Genomic DNA, 14,257 nt, shown 5'->3' on the forward strand with positions numbered 1-14,257 from the left:
CATCTATGTTGACTGTAAGTCCGTTTTCGCGAGCAAGCCCGCTCCCACAGGGGTACAGCTCGGTCCTTAAGCTTTTGGAGAGCCCATACCCTGACCCATCTGCACCGCAGTACCGGCGGTCATCTCTTCAGCCCACTTCACTTGATCCGGCCCAAACAGCACGACGGCGGTCGAACCCAGCTTGAAGCGACCCAGTTCCGCACCTTTTTCCAGGTGGATCGGCGCGCGAGCGGCTTCGTCGTAGCGGAAGGTTTTCAGCTCGCGTTTCGGCGGCGTGACCAGACCGGCCCACACGGTTTCAATCGACGCCACGATCATCGCGCCCACCAGCACCACGGCCATCGGCCCGCGCTCGGTGTCGAAAATGCACGCCACGCGCTCGTTGCGGGCGAACAGTTCCGGAACGTTTTCAGCGGTGGTCTGGTTGACCGAGAACAGACGGCCCGGGATGTAGACCATCTCGCGCAGGGTGCCGGCCAGCGGCATGTGCACGCGGTGGTAGTCCTTCGGCGACAGGTAGATGGTCGCGAAATCGCCACCCATGAACGGCGCAGCGTTTGCCGCATCGCCACCCAACAATTCCAGCACGCTGAAGCTGTGGCCCTTGGCCTGGAATACGCGGCCGTGCTCGATCGGGCCGAGCTGGCTGATTGCACCGTCGGCGGGGCTGAGGATCGCGCCCGGGGTCTCGTCCAGCGGACGGGCACCGTCTTTCAATGCGCGGGTGAAGAATGCGTTGAAGTGCTCGTAGGCGGTCAGGTCTTCGACCAGCGCCTGGGACATGTCCACCTGATAACGTTTGGCGAACCAGGCGGTAAAGGCATTCTTGAACCAGCGCACGCGGCATTCGGCGATGCAGCCGGCCAGTCGCGAGAGCAGGTTGTGGGGCAGCAGGTACTGGCCGAGGAGAAACAGACGCTTGTTCATTAACGGTCCTTAAAATCTTGAATTTCTACCGGGGTATCGGGATGGTTGCCCCATTCGCCCCAGGAGCCGGCGTAGCCCTTGACCCGCGGATAACCGAGAGCCTTGGCCACCAGATAGGTGAAGCCAGACCGATGGTGGGTCTGGCAGTGGGTAATCACTTCTTTGTCTTTGCTGATCCCGAGTTGTTCGAGGATCTGCGGCATGTCGGTGCGAATGCGCAACTGGCGTGCCCGATCCATGCCGGCGGTCCATTCGAAATTGACTGCGCCGGGAATGTGGCCGCCCTTGGCTGCCAGGACTTTTTCGCCGGAGTACTCCAGCGGCCCGCGTGCGTCCCAGATTGCCAGGTCGGCGGCGCCGAGGCGGCTTTGCAGGTATTCGCGGGTGGCGGTGGGTTCATCGTGCAAGGTCAGTGGAACCGGGCCGCCCACGGGTGGCGGGATCTGGATCGACATGGGCAAGCCTTCTGCCAGCCAGGCCGTCAGGCCGCCGTCGACATAGTGGTACTTGTTGTGGCCGATGACATCCAGCAGCCAGATGAAGCGCCCGGCCCAACCGCCGCCTTCGTCGTCATACACCACGTAGACCGCATCGGGATTGTGTCCCAGCTCACCAAACAGCGCTTCGAGTGCTGCCTGCGGGGGCATCAGCCCCGGGGCGGGGGCCTGGCCGAGCTGCGTGCGCTTCGGATCGACAAAGCGCGCGCCGGGAATGTGCCCTTCGGCGTAGCGGGCGGGACTGGTCAAGTCCACCAGAATCAGTTCGCGGGCGTCGAGGCGAGGGAGCAAGTCGCTCGGCTCGATCACCAGCGGCAAGCCAGAGAAGTCAGACATGTGAGGTCTCCAGAGCACAAAAGGGAGGATTGTAACGCAGCTTATTGGCCTCGGTGGCTAAAGCTGTGCAGGGCTTTCTCGATGCACTGCGCGGTTTTGCCGAAGGCCTGTACGGAAATTTCAGAAAACGGCCCGCCGCCTTGATCCGCTACGACGATCATGATCACCCGGCCATTGTTGACCAGCGAACGCAGCAGCAGGTGTTCACCGCTGAACTGTGAGCGCAGGCTGTTGGGCAGCAGAGCCGAGAATTGCGCGTTGTTGGCTGGCGTCAGGCGCACCTGGGCCTGTTGCGCCAGCAGACGTTGCAACACGTTGCTCTGGCTGACCACGAAGTTCAACCCGGCCGCTTCCTTCGGCAGGCCGGCCGTCTGGTGCACGCGCAGGTTGGCGTGGGTACGGTCGGCCATCAGGATCATGACCCGACGCATGCCGCAGGCCACGAGGGCGTCCCTGGCGGCGATGGTCAAGTGCATGGCGTTGGTGAAGCGACTCGGCTCGACCAGCAGTTCGGCGCATTGCTTGCGCCACTTCGCCAGGTCTTCGGCGGTGGGTGGCGCTGCCGGCAGCAAGCCTGCGTGGACACGGTTCATGCCCCACGGCCAGATCAGCGACTCGGCGGGGTGCCAGAGGTCGGGCATGGCATGTTGGCGTGCGCTGTTGGCGGCTTGCTGGTGCAGTTGTTGCTGTAGCTCGTCCATTGGCATTTGCAGGTAAAGGCTGGTCAGGTACTGCCAGCGCTCACTGTGGGGGCTGTCCCAGGCATGTTGCGCCGACAGCGCCAGCCCGTTGGCCAGCAGCACCGTATTGGCCGGCTGATTGAGCCAGCGGCGCAGGGTCGGATCGTCATCGAGGCGGTTCTGCTGGCGCAGTGGATGCTCGCTGTCACGGGCAATGCGCAGGACTTTCACCAGCTCCCGCTGTTCGGTGAGTAACAGGCGATAGCCCTGCTGCACCCAGATCGGCAAGCGCCAGACCTCCACCAGCGCCTGGCCGATATCCAGCAGGCGTGCGCCAAACAGTTGCTGCTCGACTTTGCGTGCCGACTCGCCTTTATGAATGACCCGCAGCTCCCAGTCTTCGAGCAGTTTTGGATGGGTCAGCGCTAGCGGCCACAGCGGCGAAAGAAACAGCAGGCTGCCCCAGTGGATGTCCTGCCACAGGCGCGCCAGGCGACTGGCAAAAAAACCGTTGGCCTGTTGCGTGGCGTGCTGGCTGATCATCTGCAACTGACGCAGGGCTTTGGGGATCTCGGACTGGGGTTCGGCGGGCAGGCGGGCGAGCAGTTCTTCGGTGCGCTTCAGACCGAGGCGATTGATCGCAACCTCAAGGTTTTCCGCCGGTTCGGTCATGCCGCCATGGGTATGCCGGTTGGCTTCGCGAATCACGCTCAAGGCCAGGGCCGGACTGCCTTGCATGAGGTCGGCGATATCGCGCAGCGAGCTGCGATTGTCGCCGATGGCCTTGCAAACCAGGTCGTGGCTGGCTTGCGGAACCGGCAGGCGCACGCCATCGAGAAGCTTGACCCAGCCTTCGAGCGTGGTCGGTTTCGGGGTTGGGACGTTCGTTTCGTTAACCATGGTGGGAGGCGATCATCGTCAACATTACCTATGCCCGCAAGGGGTCAAATTAGCTTTTCGCCTGAACTGGCTATAGTCTGGCGCAGTTTTGCCGATAAGTAGAAGAAGAGATTTTTTAACTTCCGAATATGACCTTGAACCCGACTCAGTAAGTGCTCTCCTAACCTATGGCTAAAATTATCGGCATCATCGTCGTATTCGCGAGCGTGCTCGGCGGATACGTGCTTTCCCATGGCAAGATTGCCGCCCTGATCCAGCCTTTCGAGGTCATGATCATCGGCGGCGCGGCCCTCGGCGCCTTCTTGCAGGCCAACCCCGGCTACATGACGATGCACGTGCTCAAGAAGTCCCTGAGCATGTTCAGTTCGCGTTTCAACCACGGCTTCTACCTTGAAGTGCTGGGCCTGATCTACGAGATCCTCAACAAGAGCCGCCGCGAAGGCATGATGGCCATCGAAGGCGACATCGAAGATGCCGCCGCGAGCCCGATCTTCGCCAAGTACCCGACCGTTCTCAAGGACGAGCGCATGACCGCGTTCATCTGCGATTACCTGCGCATCATGTCCTCCGGCAACATGGCTCCCCACGAGCTGGAAGGCCTGTTCGACATGGAACTGTTCAGCCTCAAGGAAGACCTGGAGCATCCATCCCACGCGGTCAACGGCATCGCCGACGCCATGCCCGGTTTCGGTATCGTCGCGGCGGTACTGGGGATCGTGGTGACCATGGCTTCGCTGGGTGAAGGCGACCAGAAGTCCATCGGCCTGCACGTGGGTGCGGCACTGGTCGGTACCTTCTTCGGTATTCTCGCCGCCTACGGCTTCTTCGGCCCGCTGGCCCATTCCCTGGCCCACGATGCCAAGGAAGAGCTGAACGTCTACGAAGCCATCAAGGCCTCGCTGGTGGCGTCGGCTTCCGGCATGCCGCCATCGCTGGCCGTGGAGTTCGGGCGCAAGGTGCTGTACCCGGCGCACCGCCCAAGCTTCGCCGAGCTGGAACAAGCGGTTCGCGGTCGATAAGCCATGGAAAACAATCAGCCGATAATCATCAAGCGCGTCAAGCGCTATGCGGGCGGGCATCACGGGGGCGCCTGGAAAATCGCCTTCGCCGACTTCGCCACGGCGATGATGGCGTTCTTCCTGGTGTTGTGGCTGCTGTCCACCGCCACGCCGGAACAGAAGATCGCCATCGCCGGTTACTTCAAGGACCCGATCGGCTTTTCCGAAAGCGGCACGCCCTACATCATCGATCTGGGCGGCACGCCGACCCTGGCGCCGGAAAACACCCTCAACCCCGAGGTAAAGTCCCAGCCGCAGCCGGACAAGGTCACCGTTGATACCGACCAGGTCGAAGGCATGGCCGAGCAGGTCGAAAAAGAGCGTCTCGAGTTGTTGCTGCAAGAACTGCAGAACAAGGTCGAAGAAAACCCGCAGATGCAGAAGTTCAAGGATCAGATCCTGTTCGAAATCACGCCAGACGGCTTGCGCATCCAGATCATGGACGCGGAAAACCGCCCGATGTTCGACTCAGGCTCAGCTCGCTTGAAGCCGTATTTCGAAGACATCCTGCTGGCCATGGCCGACACCATCAAGGCGGTGCCGAACAAGATCAGCATCAGCGGCCACACCGATGCCAAGCCATACACCGGCACCGGTGATTTCGGTAACTGGGAGCTTTCGGCCAACCGTGCCAACGCCGCACGGCGTGCTTTGGTGGCGGGCAGCTATCCGGATGCACAGGTGGCGCGTGTGGTCGGTTATGCCTCGTCGGCCCTGTTCGATCGCGAGCATCCGTTCAACCCGGTGAACCGTCGTATCGACATCGTGGTGCTGACGAAGAAAGCCCAGCGTGCGATCGAAGGTTCGCAAGGGGCAGAGCCAGTTCCTGATGCGCCGCAAGGTTCGGCTGCTCCGCAAGCCACACCGGCTGCACCGGTCGACCCGAACGCGTTGCCGGCAGACAAGGAACCGCTGCCGGCTCACGAGCTTCGTGAACGTCTGAACCTGTTTGATGACCCGGCACCGAAACCGGGTGAGCCAGCCAAACCGGCTGAACCGCCCAAGCAGTGACCGACAAAAAAGCCGACAGCGATGTCGGCTTTTTTGTCGGCGTTTTCTGTATTAAAAGCCGCGGATGACTCGGGACTTGAGGTCGGCGTGAAAGCGATCCGCATTGGACTTGTTGACGCTGCGCACCGACTCGCTACCGGTCACCGAATCCAGTGACATCGAGCGCTTGAGCGTCGACTCGTTGCGATAGGCATCAATAAAGAACTCGATGTCCCTGTCGTTGGTCAGCTTCGGCCATTTATCGAGGTACAGCGGCAACTCTGTGGGGCCGGTCTTGAACGAGCAGATGCGTCGGTTGGTGATGGTCGCCTCGCCGATTTCGAACGGCACCCACCAGGACAGCGCGGTTTTCTCCGACACCACTGCCAGCAGGTGCGTGCATTCGCTGATGTTGCGGGTGATCACCCCGGTGATGTCATCGGTGGTCTGGGATTCAGCATCCAGTACGTCGAGGTAGGTCTTGATGTTGGCCTGCATCAGGCGCGCGTTGATGTTGATCGCGTAGGCGCGGTCCATGTGGCGGTAGCTGATAAACACTGGCATCAGAAATGTCCCTTGATCGCGAGTTCGCGGTAATAGGCGCCGAGGGCGGTGAGGCGGCAGCCGGTGGCGTGGATGGCGGCGTAGTACATGTGTTCGGCGTCCACCGGTTCGACCAGGCTGTGGCGGTTGCACTTTTGCAACTGCGCGAAGACCTCGCCCTGTTCCGGGTTGAACTCGGGTTCGGTGGGCTCAAAGCTGGGGGCGAGGGGGTACACCGACTCCGCTTCGGCGAACCATTCGGGGAGTTTGCGCAGGATCTCCTTGGGGATCAGCGGCGACACTTCGCGCAGGGAAATGAACTGCGAGACGTTGGTCTTGAACACCGGACGCTGTTCCCAGGCATCGAGGGCGTTGTCGACAAACGAATAAAGGCTGCCGGGGGTGATCTTGCCCAAGATGTTCGCTGCTCCGCCGTGCAGGGCCTGGAGCAACAATCCGGTGAACACGCCGTGCTGCCCTCCCTCCATCGCCGGTTCTTCCTTTTTGCAGGCGGTCAGAATGGTCATGCCTTCGCCGACCACGCTGCCTTCACTGCGCAAGGCGCGCAGCTCGCCGGCCGAGCCGCTCTGGCAACAATCGAGAATGATCACTTTGTTTTTGATCTTCGTGGCCTTGCTCGCCCAATTGAGAATGTCGCTGAGGCGAATCCCGTCCTTGGCGCTCTTGTAATCCTGCGGGATCAACATGCCTTCGTCGGTGTCGGTGTCGAAACTGCCGTGGCCGGCGAAATACAGCAGGGCGACATTGCAGTCCCCGGAAAACAGCTCGCGGATCTGGTCTTCGAGTTTTTCCCGGCTCAGGTAGTCCTCGGCGGACGTCAGTACGATGTTCTTGAAGTTCGGATCGCCATTGGCGTCTGTCTTCAATACCGAGGCCATGGCCATGGCGTCATTGCTGCAACCGCTCAGGCGCGACACATGGGTGTAGTCGTTGATGCCGATAAACAGTCCCTTGCGCATGGTTACACCGCCGTATGCTTGCGAATCGCATCGATGATGCTGTTGGTGTTCCATGCACATTCGGCATGTGCCGCGTCACGTACCACCGTGGAAATACGCTCGGCACCGAACGGCTTGATCGCAATGATCACCTTGCCCATGCGCTTGGCGATCTCGATTTCCTTGTTGATCCACTTGCTGTAAGTGGAGTACATCCCGGCCATGATCAATACCGCCGAACACGGGCGGATCTTGTTTTCGATGGCCTCCTCAAGTTGTTTGTCGGTTTTCGCGCCGACAATCGGGTTGTCCGGTGGCACCGAAAAATTCTTGTAGGTGAAACCGGGCTTGGCGTTTAGCAAACGCACGAGATTGTCGTGGGCGTCGGAGTAGTTCCACGAGTGGCTGATGAACAGGTGGTAGGTTTGCATGGGTGTCCCTCGGAGTCGCTGGAGTGCGAAGAGGGTCTGAAACTAGGCTATTGGCTGGCGGCTACAAGGGGATGTGACTTAAAGAGAAATGCCCTACAAGCGAGCGTGCGCGCGTCTTACAGAAAGGTCTGATGTTTAAGCGGGGGGAGATCCAGCCGCCGACCGCCCCGCTGAAGGCAGGGCGGTCGGCACGTCTGTTTAGTAGCCGTTTTCCGGCAGGCTGGCGATGATCGAGCGGTAGCTGTTCATCCGTTGCTGCTGCACACGGCCGTCTTCAAGGGCCTTGAGCAGGGCGCAACCGGGTTCGCGGTCATGCTTGCAGTCACGGAAGCGGCAGGTGCCGAGCAGGTCGTTGAACTCGATGAAGCCGGCTTCGACGTCGGCACGGCTGACGTGGCCCAGACCGAATTCGCGGATACCCGGGGAGTCGATCAACTCACCGCCGCCGGGGAAGTGGAACAACCGCGCGGTAGTGGTGGTGTGGGTGCCCTGACCGGACAGTTCGGACAACGGGCCGACGCGGGTTTCGACATCCGGCAGCAGGCTGTTGACCAGCGACGACTTGCCGACACCTGACTGGCCGACGAACACGCTGATGCGTCCGTCCAGCTGCGTCTGCAACTGCTCCATGCCGTTGCCATGATGCGCCGACACTTCCAGCACCGGATAACCCAGTGTGCGGTATACCGCGAGCAAGGCATTCAGCGCAGGTGCGTTGTTTTCGTCAATCAGGTCGAATTTGTTCAGCAGCAACAACGGCTTGATGCCCGCATGCTCGGCCGCCACCAGGTAGCGGTCGATCAGGTTGGCGTGGGGCTCGGGCAGCGGTGCAAACACGATGACGATCATGTCGACGTTGGCCGCCACAGGCTTGAGCTGACCACGGCTGTCCGGGCGGCACAGCTCGGTGTTACGCGGCAGTTGCGCCACGATCACGCCGATACCCTGGTTGCCGGCACGCCAGACCACCTGATCGCCGGTCACCAGCGCCGGCAGGTTGGCGCGCAGGTGGCAACGGAACACCTGGCCGGCCAGTTCGCCGTCGCGGGCCTCGACTTCGACCTGCACGCCGAAGTGCGCGATCACCAGGCCGTGCTGTTCCGGGCCCAGATCGCCGCCCTCAAGCGCCTCGACAGCCGAGGACTCGCGTTTGGCGGCGCGGGCAGCGCGTTCGCCCTGAATCTTTTCGATGCGCCAGTTTTGACGACGATTGAGTTGGCGTTTGGCCATGGGTGTTCCGTATCAAGAATGCAGCGATTAGGTAAAACGGCCGCGAGTTTAGCACGCCCGGCCACCGGCCTAGGCTAAACTGCGCAGCATTGCCTAGGAGCCAAACATGCAAAACCCACAGAACCTGATCTGGATCGACCTGGAAATGACCGGTCTGAACCCGGACACCGACGTCATCATCGAAATGGCCACCATCGTCACCGACAGTGACCTGAACACCCTGGCCGAAGGCCCGGTGATCGCCATTCACCACAGTGACGAAATCCTCGCTGGCATGGATGAGTGGAACACCCGTCAGCACGGCGGTTCCGGGCTGACCCAGCGAGTTCGCGACAGCCGCATCAGCATGGCTGAAGCCGAAGCCGAAACCATCGCATTCCTGGAAAAGTGGGTGCCCAAGGGCAAGTCGCCGATCTGCGGCAACAGCATCTGCCAGGACCGTCGCTTCCTTTATACCCACATGAAATCTTTGGAAAGCTATTTCCACTACCGCAACCTCGACGTGTCCACGCTCAAAGAGCTGGCCGCGCGATGGGCACCGGATGTGCGTGACAGCTTCAAGAAGGGCAGTACCCACCTGGCCCTGGACGACATCCGCGAATCCATCGCCGAGCTGCAGCACTACCGCAAGCATTTCATCAAGTTCTGATGCAATCGGGCTTTTGTGGCGAGGGGGCTTGCCCCCGTCCGGCTGCGAAGCAGTCGTAAATCGGCTCGCGCAGACTCCCTGACAAACACTGAGTCTGGATTTGGGGCTGCTCTGCAGCCCAACGGGGGCAAGCCCCCTCGCCACAGGTTCTGAGCTTGCCCTCTTTTGGTGCTCCAGCGAAGTCAGTAGACTGCGCGCCTTTAGTGCAAGGACCGCCCCCCATGTTGCTGATGCTCTACTTGATCGCCATCACCACCGAAGCCATGACCGGCGCCCTCTCTGCCGGCCGACGCGGCATGGACTGGTTTGGTGTGGTGCTGATCGCTTGCGTCACGGCGCTGGGTGGCGGCTCGGTACGCGATGTGCTGCTCGGGCACTACCCGCTGACCTGGGTCAAACACCCGGAATACCTGGTGCTGACCACGGCTGCCGCCATGATCACGGTGTTCACGGCGCGCTGGATGCGGCATTTGCGCTCGCTGTTCCTGGTGCTCGACGCCATGGGCCTGGTGGCGTTCACCCTGATCGGCTGCATCACCGCCCTGGAAATGGGCCATGGCATGCTGGTGGCCTCTGTCAGCGGCGTGATCACCGGCGTCTTCGGCGGCATCCTGCGGGATATTTTCTGCAACGATATTCCGCTGATCTTCCGGCGTGAGCTATATGCCAGCGTTTCGTTTGCGGCGGCATGGTGTTACATGCTGTGTATCTACCTGCAATTACCCGGTGAACAATCGATTCTGATCACCCTGTTCGGTGGGTTTTTGCTGCGCTTGCTGGCGATCCGTTTCCACTGGGAAATGCCCAAGTTTGTTTATAATGACGAGCAGTGAATGTTTTGATTCTTACTGCTTCAAGTGAATGTGCGGTAATTATTTAGCACTTTATGAACTGTTACTTTTTATAAGCTGAATTTTCATTTCAGTTTATAGGCGACGAGTAATGGTTGACGTATGTTCAGAGACTTGCACTGGTAATAGTCGTAATCAATTCATCGAAGAAAAAATCCCGAACTGGCTGAACCAGGCGTTACCTCACAGACGCCAGGCGCTGCGACAAGCGCCTGTCGCCGTTGCTGATTGGTACAGAACCGCATCAGAGGCCTCTCACGCTGCCCTGGCCCAGGCTATCAAGACTGCCTGGTTGTCGCAGTCCAGGCTCGATAAAGTGTTCGAGCCGCTTGCCGATGCCCGTCGGTTTGCCGAGCCTTTGCTCCAGAAGGCGTTGAAAGATCGTTTCGGTGTTGAACTGGATGTCTCCCGAACGTTTCTGCGGCTCTACCTGCCAACGGGCATTTTGAAGGGGTATAAAGTTAAAACCCTTTCCCTGCTTGATGCAGCGCTGCATAACTTTGAGGCGAAGGAGTCGGCTGCGAGTTACTTTGACAGTGCATCCTGTTTTATCAGTGAGCCCGATGCTCGTGGCCACTTCAATATTCTGTCGATTAGTAAGCGGATAGGTATTGATGCTTATATTTCGACTTGTCGCGATCTGGATATCGGTGGCCAGTACTCACAGCAATTGGAAGCCATCTTGTTACCGAAGGATGCGGTAGCCAAGGCCGGCCTGGAATACAGAGTAAAAGCCAGTCAAAAGGACGCGTTCAGAGCGGCTGTGTTGTTGGCGCGGATGAAAGGGGATATCGGCGCGGACTCACAGGTCTTGCTGTTGCGCCTGCTCGATGGTGTGCGCAGCCCGGCCATGCATTGTTATCAATTGCAGATCATGACGGCCCGGCTGACCGGGATCATGCTGCTGTCGGGTGATCTGGAGCTCTCCTCCAGTATTGAGCCGCTTTTGGTGTACATACCCGATGATCCACAGCATCCGATCAAGGAATATCCGTCGACGCTGGCGTTCAGGGCGACATTGATTGAGCAACTGCGCTCACCGGCCTACCAAAGGTTTTTTGCCCGGTTTATCGACCATGCGCAGCGCGGGGCTTTTTTTGCCGCGCTCGACCAGCAATTGAACGTTGTGAAGTGGCATCCCCCGCAACCTGCAGACCCACGACCTGCCTGGCGCAAAACGCCAATTGATAAACCCGTACTGCGATTTCACATGCATAAGGTTCAGAGTGACCCGTGGCAATGGCTATATCAGGGCGCGCTCAACAAAATCCTCAACGATGCACGCGTTATCGCTGTGCCCACGGCGGACGAAGACCGCCAGTCTCGCTGGGCGTTTTGGGACAGTCTGCAGAATGTAGCCTCCATCATTCTCCAGGTCGCCACCCTGGTGGCCATGCCGTTCGTGCCTTTCGCGGGCGAGTTGATGCTGGCCTACACCGCCTATCAATTGCTGGACGAAACCTTTACCGGCATTCTCGATTGGGCCGAAGGACAGGTTACCCAGGCGGCCGATCACCTGATGGGCATTGCCGAAAATCTGGCGCAGTTGGCGGCCTTCGGTACGGCGACGGCCGTGGTTGGCAGAGTGCTGGCGGTCAAACCATCGACATTTGTCGAGGGGCTCAAACCGGTGATGCTGCACGACGGTCGCACGCGTTTGTGGAGTCCCGACCTCGCGCCTTATGAGCAATCCGTCTCGTTACCGACGGGTGGTGCTACGGACGAACTGGGTCTCGAGTATCACGCTGGCAAGACTTTCCTCACACTTGAAAGTCGCACCTATGAAGTGGCTGCCGATCCTGATAGCGGCGCCTACCACGTGCGCCACCCGGAGCGGCCGAACGCCTATCGACCGCGCCTGAACCACAACGGCGAAGGCGCCTGGGCCCATGAAGTCGAGCGCCCAATGGAGTGGAGAGGTGCGCAGCTTTTCCGGCGTCTGGGGCACTCGGTTGCGGAATTTTCCGATATCACGGCAAGGCGCATTCTTGCAGTGAGTGGCATCGATGAGGCGGTGCTGCGGGACATGCATGTTCACTCACGGCGCCCGCCTGCGTTGCTTGAAGACAGCATTAGGCGGTTCAGGCTCGATGAACGAATCAGTACATTCCGTGCCCAACAGTTGAGCGCCGATCCTGCGGTGTATACGCGTGTCGATCCACAGATGCAGGCTCAACTGCTACAAATGCATGGGGTCCGCGTATCTGAAAGTCAAATGCGCAATGGCAAGGGCCTGCAAGCCATCGTTGAGTCATTGGACGATGCGGCGTTGAAAAAGCTTTTGGGTGTGAACCCGAGGTTTGGCGATTCTCTGCCGGCGATTGAAGTTCGCTGCGCGCTGTTACGTGCGCGCATGGCCGACTGGGTTCAGGTGCATCGCTCCGAGTTGTTCAACGCCAGAGAACTTGCGTTCGAACACAGCACCGAAGAGGAAATCCGACAATTACGGCGGTTTTTTCCCGAGCTGCCAAAAACCATCGGCAAGGAGCTATGGCGCAATGCAGGCGCTTCCGAGCATTTGCGAATTCACAACCGGCTCGGAATAAGCCGACCAATGGCGTACGAAGCGCTGTCTTATTTGCGAGAGTTGCGCCTCAGCCGAGCGTGTGAGGGCCTCTATCTGGACGCCGTCAGTCATCCGGACAGTGACAGGATCGCGCTGCACATGTTCGAAAAACTCAGCGGCTGGTCGACCCAAGTTCGCCTTGAGGTGCGCGGCGAACAGTTCACTGGCACATTGCTGGACAGCATTGGCAGTCCCGAGGCGCCTGTCCTTGGAGTGCTGGTCAGGCAGAACGGCAAGTATCAGGTCCATGATGCCTCTGGCGGGCAACTGCATGGATTCGACACCCTGTATGGCGCAGTGATGCATGCGCTTCCCGACGCGCAACGCTCGGCGCTGGGGCTGGCCGACCCGAACCAGGGCAGTGAGTTGAAACAGTTGATCCAGCAACAACCGTTACCCTCGCGCGCTGCGCTGCGAAAACTGTTTGCCCAGCCGCCAGTGGGCCCGGACGCCCGTTCGCCCATGGGGCTTGCGTTAGGACGGTCCGGTTATCTGTTGGGCGGTGGAGATTTCAAAACGGTCGAGTCGCGGCCCATCGATCAACGCTTGCGTACGCTTTATCCAACGCTTTCTGAAGAGGATCTGGCGGACTTGCGTAGCGAGCGAGTGGCCGGGGATCCATTGCTGGCCGTCGCCCGCCTGGAAAACGAATACCTCACGCTGGTCAATGAGCTGGAGATCTGGGTCAAGGCAGTCCCTGAGCGTCATCCGCTCACCGGTTTGCCACTGGATGCCGGTACTGTCGCGGATCAAGTCCGCGAAAGACAGGCCTTCATGGAAGAACTCAAAGCCAGTTGGTCGCGCAAGCATACCTCCGCAAGCCCGTATGAGCCTTACCACTTTTATCTGTACCTCGACATCATCGGCGAGCTGCCGGAACTGTCGGCCGATTTTAGCCATGTGACCGAGTTGGTCTTGGGAAGTCATCATCAGCCCTTGCAAGGACATGGCTTTCTGAAGGGGTTTACCGGGCTGCAGTTTCTTACGCTGGAGGGGATCAATCTGGAGACTTTCCCCATGGAAATTTTTCAGATGCGCCGCCTGGAGTCATTGACGCTCAACCGTTGCGCCTTGCGTCTTTCCGAGGCTACGGCAGAAGGGCTGTCACGCATTGAAAGCCTGAAGTTGTTGAGTCTCAATGACAATCCACTGGGGATCAGTCCACACCTGGGATTCATGAAGGGACTGCGTGACGTTTATTTGCATAATGCCGGGTTGACTGAAGTACCTTCAGGCCTGTCTGGGCTTGAACATCTATCGAGGGTTGATCTGACATTCAATGAAATTACCGAAGTGCCGGATGAGTTTTTTGATATTCCGGATACTCGCGCTATTGATATTGATCTCAGTGACAATCCATTGAGGGTGCAGGTTGTCGCTGGAATTAATGATTATCTCGAGCGCTCGAGTCTTGATCGAAAGATTTTGATTCGATTTGACGAGTTGTCGTCTGATGAGGGCGATTTTCAAAGTGACTTTGATGATGATTCAACAGACAGTGCAATCAGTAGCGGTGAAGAGGGAGAGGGAGGGGGAGGCTGAAGTTTGGTATGGCTGCCGGATACATGGCTTGACTCTTTTTAATATGCAGGCTCGCTAGGGGATGTTGTAGTTTTATTGGCGTGAGGATTCGGGCTCAA

Annotated in this window: 12 protein-coding genes; 5 read left to right on the forward strand and 7 right to left on the reverse strand. The window is 59.2% G+C overall.

The genetic code is table 11. The annotated features are described in order from the left end of the window. Nucleotides 1-66: 66 nt before the first annotated feature. From asd to AABM52_RS02580, 3 genes are read right to left on the reverse strand one after another with little or no spacing between them, the layout of a single operon-like run. Nucleotides 67-927 (reverse strand): archaetidylserine decarboxylase, encoded by an 861-nt coding sequence (gene asd, locus AABM52_RS02570; protein WP_008048034.1) that lies wholly within the window; start codon nucleotides 925-927, stop codon nucleotides 67-69. After that, entirely contained in the window at nucleotides 927-1,760 is an 834-nt protein-coding gene (gene rhdA / locus AABM52_RS02575) for a thiosulfate sulfurtransferase (RefSeq protein ID WP_347910283.1), read from the reverse strand. Before rhdA ends, asd begins: the two co-directional genes overlap by 1 nt. 41 nt (nucleotides 1,761-1,801) lie before the next feature. Next, nucleotides 1,802-3,340: an HDOD domain-containing protein gene (locus tag AABM52_RS02580; protein WP_347910284.1), complete on the reverse strand. Its 1,539-nt coding sequence runs from the start codon at nucleotides 3,338-3,340 to the stop codon at nucleotides 1,802-1,804. A gap of 167 nt (nucleotides 3,341-3,507) precedes the next feature. On the opposite strand from AABM52_RS02580, the gene motA reads away from it, so the two are divergent. Both motA and motB read left to right on the forward strand, forming a co-directional pair. Further along, complete coding sequence (motA, locus tag AABM52_RS02585; RefSeq protein WP_008048039.1) at nucleotides 3,508-4,359, forward strand: flagellar motor stator protein MotA; 852 nt, start codon at nucleotides 3,508-3,510, stop codon at nucleotides 4,357-4,359. Nucleotides 4,360-4,362: 3 nt separating this feature from the next. Beyond that, nucleotides 4,363-5,409, forward strand: coding sequence for a flagellar motor protein MotB (motB, locus tag AABM52_RS02590; RefSeq protein ID WP_347910285.1), 1,047 nt, complete (start codon nucleotides 4,363-4,365; stop codon nucleotides 5,407-5,409). Nucleotides 5,410-5,460: 51 nt separating this feature from the next. Here motB and AABM52_RS02595 read toward each other — a convergent pair whose 3' ends face one another. The 4 genes from AABM52_RS02595 to rsgA all read right to left on the reverse strand — a co-directional run bounded on the left by AABM52_RS02595 (nucleotide 5,461) and on the right by rsgA (nucleotide 8,551). Then, on the reverse strand, nucleotides 5,461-5,952 hold the full coding sequence (locus AABM52_RS02595) for a toll/interleukin-1 receptor domain-containing protein (protein WP_347910286.1): 492 nt from the start codon (nucleotides 5,950-5,952) through the stop codon (nucleotides 5,461-5,463). Further along, the gene (locus AABM52_RS02600) at nucleotides 5,952-6,911 is read right to left on the reverse strand and encodes a caspase family protein (protein WP_347910287.1); all 960 of its coding nucleotides are present in this window, start codon (nucleotides 6,909-6,911) and stop codon (nucleotides 5,952-5,954) included. The genes AABM52_RS02595 and AABM52_RS02600 overlap by 1 nt, the downstream gene beginning before the upstream one ends. A 2-nt stretch (nucleotides 6,912-6,913) precedes the next feature. Beyond that, nucleotides 6,914-7,321 carry a TIR domain-containing protein gene (locus AABM52_RS02605; RefSeq protein WP_046039806.1) on the reverse strand — a complete coding sequence of 136 codons (408 nt, stop codon included), beginning with the start codon at nucleotides 7,319-7,321 and terminating at the stop codon, nucleotides 6,914-6,916. Between the two features lie 198 nt (nucleotides 7,322-7,519). After that, the gene (gene rsgA / locus AABM52_RS02610; protein WP_007978809.1) at nucleotides 7,520-8,551 is read right to left on the reverse strand and encodes a small ribosomal subunit biogenesis GTPase RsgA; all 1,032 of its coding nucleotides are present in this window, start codon (nucleotides 8,549-8,551) and stop codon (nucleotides 7,520-7,522) included. A 106-nt stretch (nucleotides 8,552-8,657) separates the two neighbouring features. Here rsgA and orn point away from each other — a divergent pair, with 106 nt between their 5' ends. The 3 genes from orn (at nucleotide 8,658) to AABM52_RS02625 (ending at nucleotide 14,159) form a co-directional block, all read left to right on the forward strand. Beyond that, nucleotides 8,658-9,200 (forward strand): oligoribonuclease, encoded by a 543-nt coding sequence (gene orn / locus AABM52_RS02615; protein ID WP_007995036.1) that lies wholly within the window; start codon nucleotides 8,658-8,660, stop codon nucleotides 9,198-9,200. A gap of 221 nt (nucleotides 9,201-9,421) precedes the next feature. Then, nucleotides 9,422-10,033: a trimeric intracellular cation channel family protein gene (locus AABM52_RS02620; RefSeq protein ID WP_046039809.1), complete on the forward strand. Its 612-nt coding sequence runs from the start codon at nucleotides 9,422-9,424 to the stop codon at nucleotides 10,031-10,033. 109 nt (nucleotides 10,034-10,142) lie between these two features. Then, on the forward strand, nucleotides 10,143-14,159 hold the full coding sequence (locus AABM52_RS02625; RefSeq protein ID WP_347910288.1) for a DUF6543 domain-containing protein: 4,017 nt from the start codon (nucleotides 10,143-10,145) through the stop codon (nucleotides 14,157-14,159). The last annotated feature ends 98 nt before the right edge of the window (nucleotides 14,160-14,257 follow it).

This window comes from Pseudomonas grandcourensis (assembly GCF_039909015.1).
Lineage (GTDB): Bacteria > Pseudomonadota > Gammaproteobacteria > Pseudomonadales > Pseudomonadaceae > Aquipseudomonas > Aquipseudomonas grandcourensis.

Bases quoted from the DNA above. Each gene is read 5' to 3' on its own strand.
- rhdA (WP_347910283.1), bottom strand. From the start codon at position 1,760: ATGTCTGACTTCTCTGGCTTGCCGCTGGTGATCGAGCCGAGCGACTTG.
- motB (WP_347910285.1), top strand. From the start codon at position 4,363: ATGGAAAACAATCAGCCGATAATCATCAAGCGCGTCAAGCGCTATGCG.
- orn (WP_007995036.1), top strand. From the start codon at position 8,658: ATGCAAAACCCACAGAACCTGATCTGGATCGACCTGGAAATGACCGGT.
- rsgA (WP_007978809.1), bottom strand. From the start codon at position 8,551: ATGGCCAAACGCCAACTCAATCGTCGTCAAAACTGGCGCATCGAAAAG.
- asd (WP_008048034.1), bottom strand. From the start codon at position 927: ATGAACAAGCGTCTGTTTCTCCTCGGCCAGTACCTGCTGCCCCACAAC.
- AABM52_RS02620 (WP_046039809.1), top strand. From the start codon at position 9,422: ATGTTGCTGATGCTCTACTTGATCGCCATCACCACCGAAGCCATGACC.
- AABM52_RS02605 (WP_046039806.1), bottom strand. From the start codon at position 7,321: ATGCAAACCTACCACCTGTTCATCAGCCACTCGTGGAACTACTCCGAC.
- AABM52_RS02580 (WP_347910284.1), bottom strand. From the start codon at position 3,340: ATGGTTAACGAAACGAACGTCCCAACCCCGAAACCGACCACGCTCGAA.
- AABM52_RS02595 (WP_347910286.1), bottom strand. From the start codon at position 5,952: ATGCCAGTGTTTATCAGCTACCGCCACATGGACCGCGCCTACGCGATC.
- AABM52_RS02625 (WP_347910288.1), top strand. From the start codon at position 10,143: ATGGTTGACGTATGTTCAGAGACTTGCACTGGTAATAGTCGTAATCAA.
- motA (WP_008048039.1), top strand. From the start codon at position 3,508: ATGGCTAAAATTATCGGCATCATCGTCGTATTCGCGAGCGTGCTCGGC.
- AABM52_RS02600 (WP_347910287.1), bottom strand. From the start codon at position 6,911: ATGCGCAAGGGACTGTTTATCGGCATCAACGACTACACCCATGTGTCG.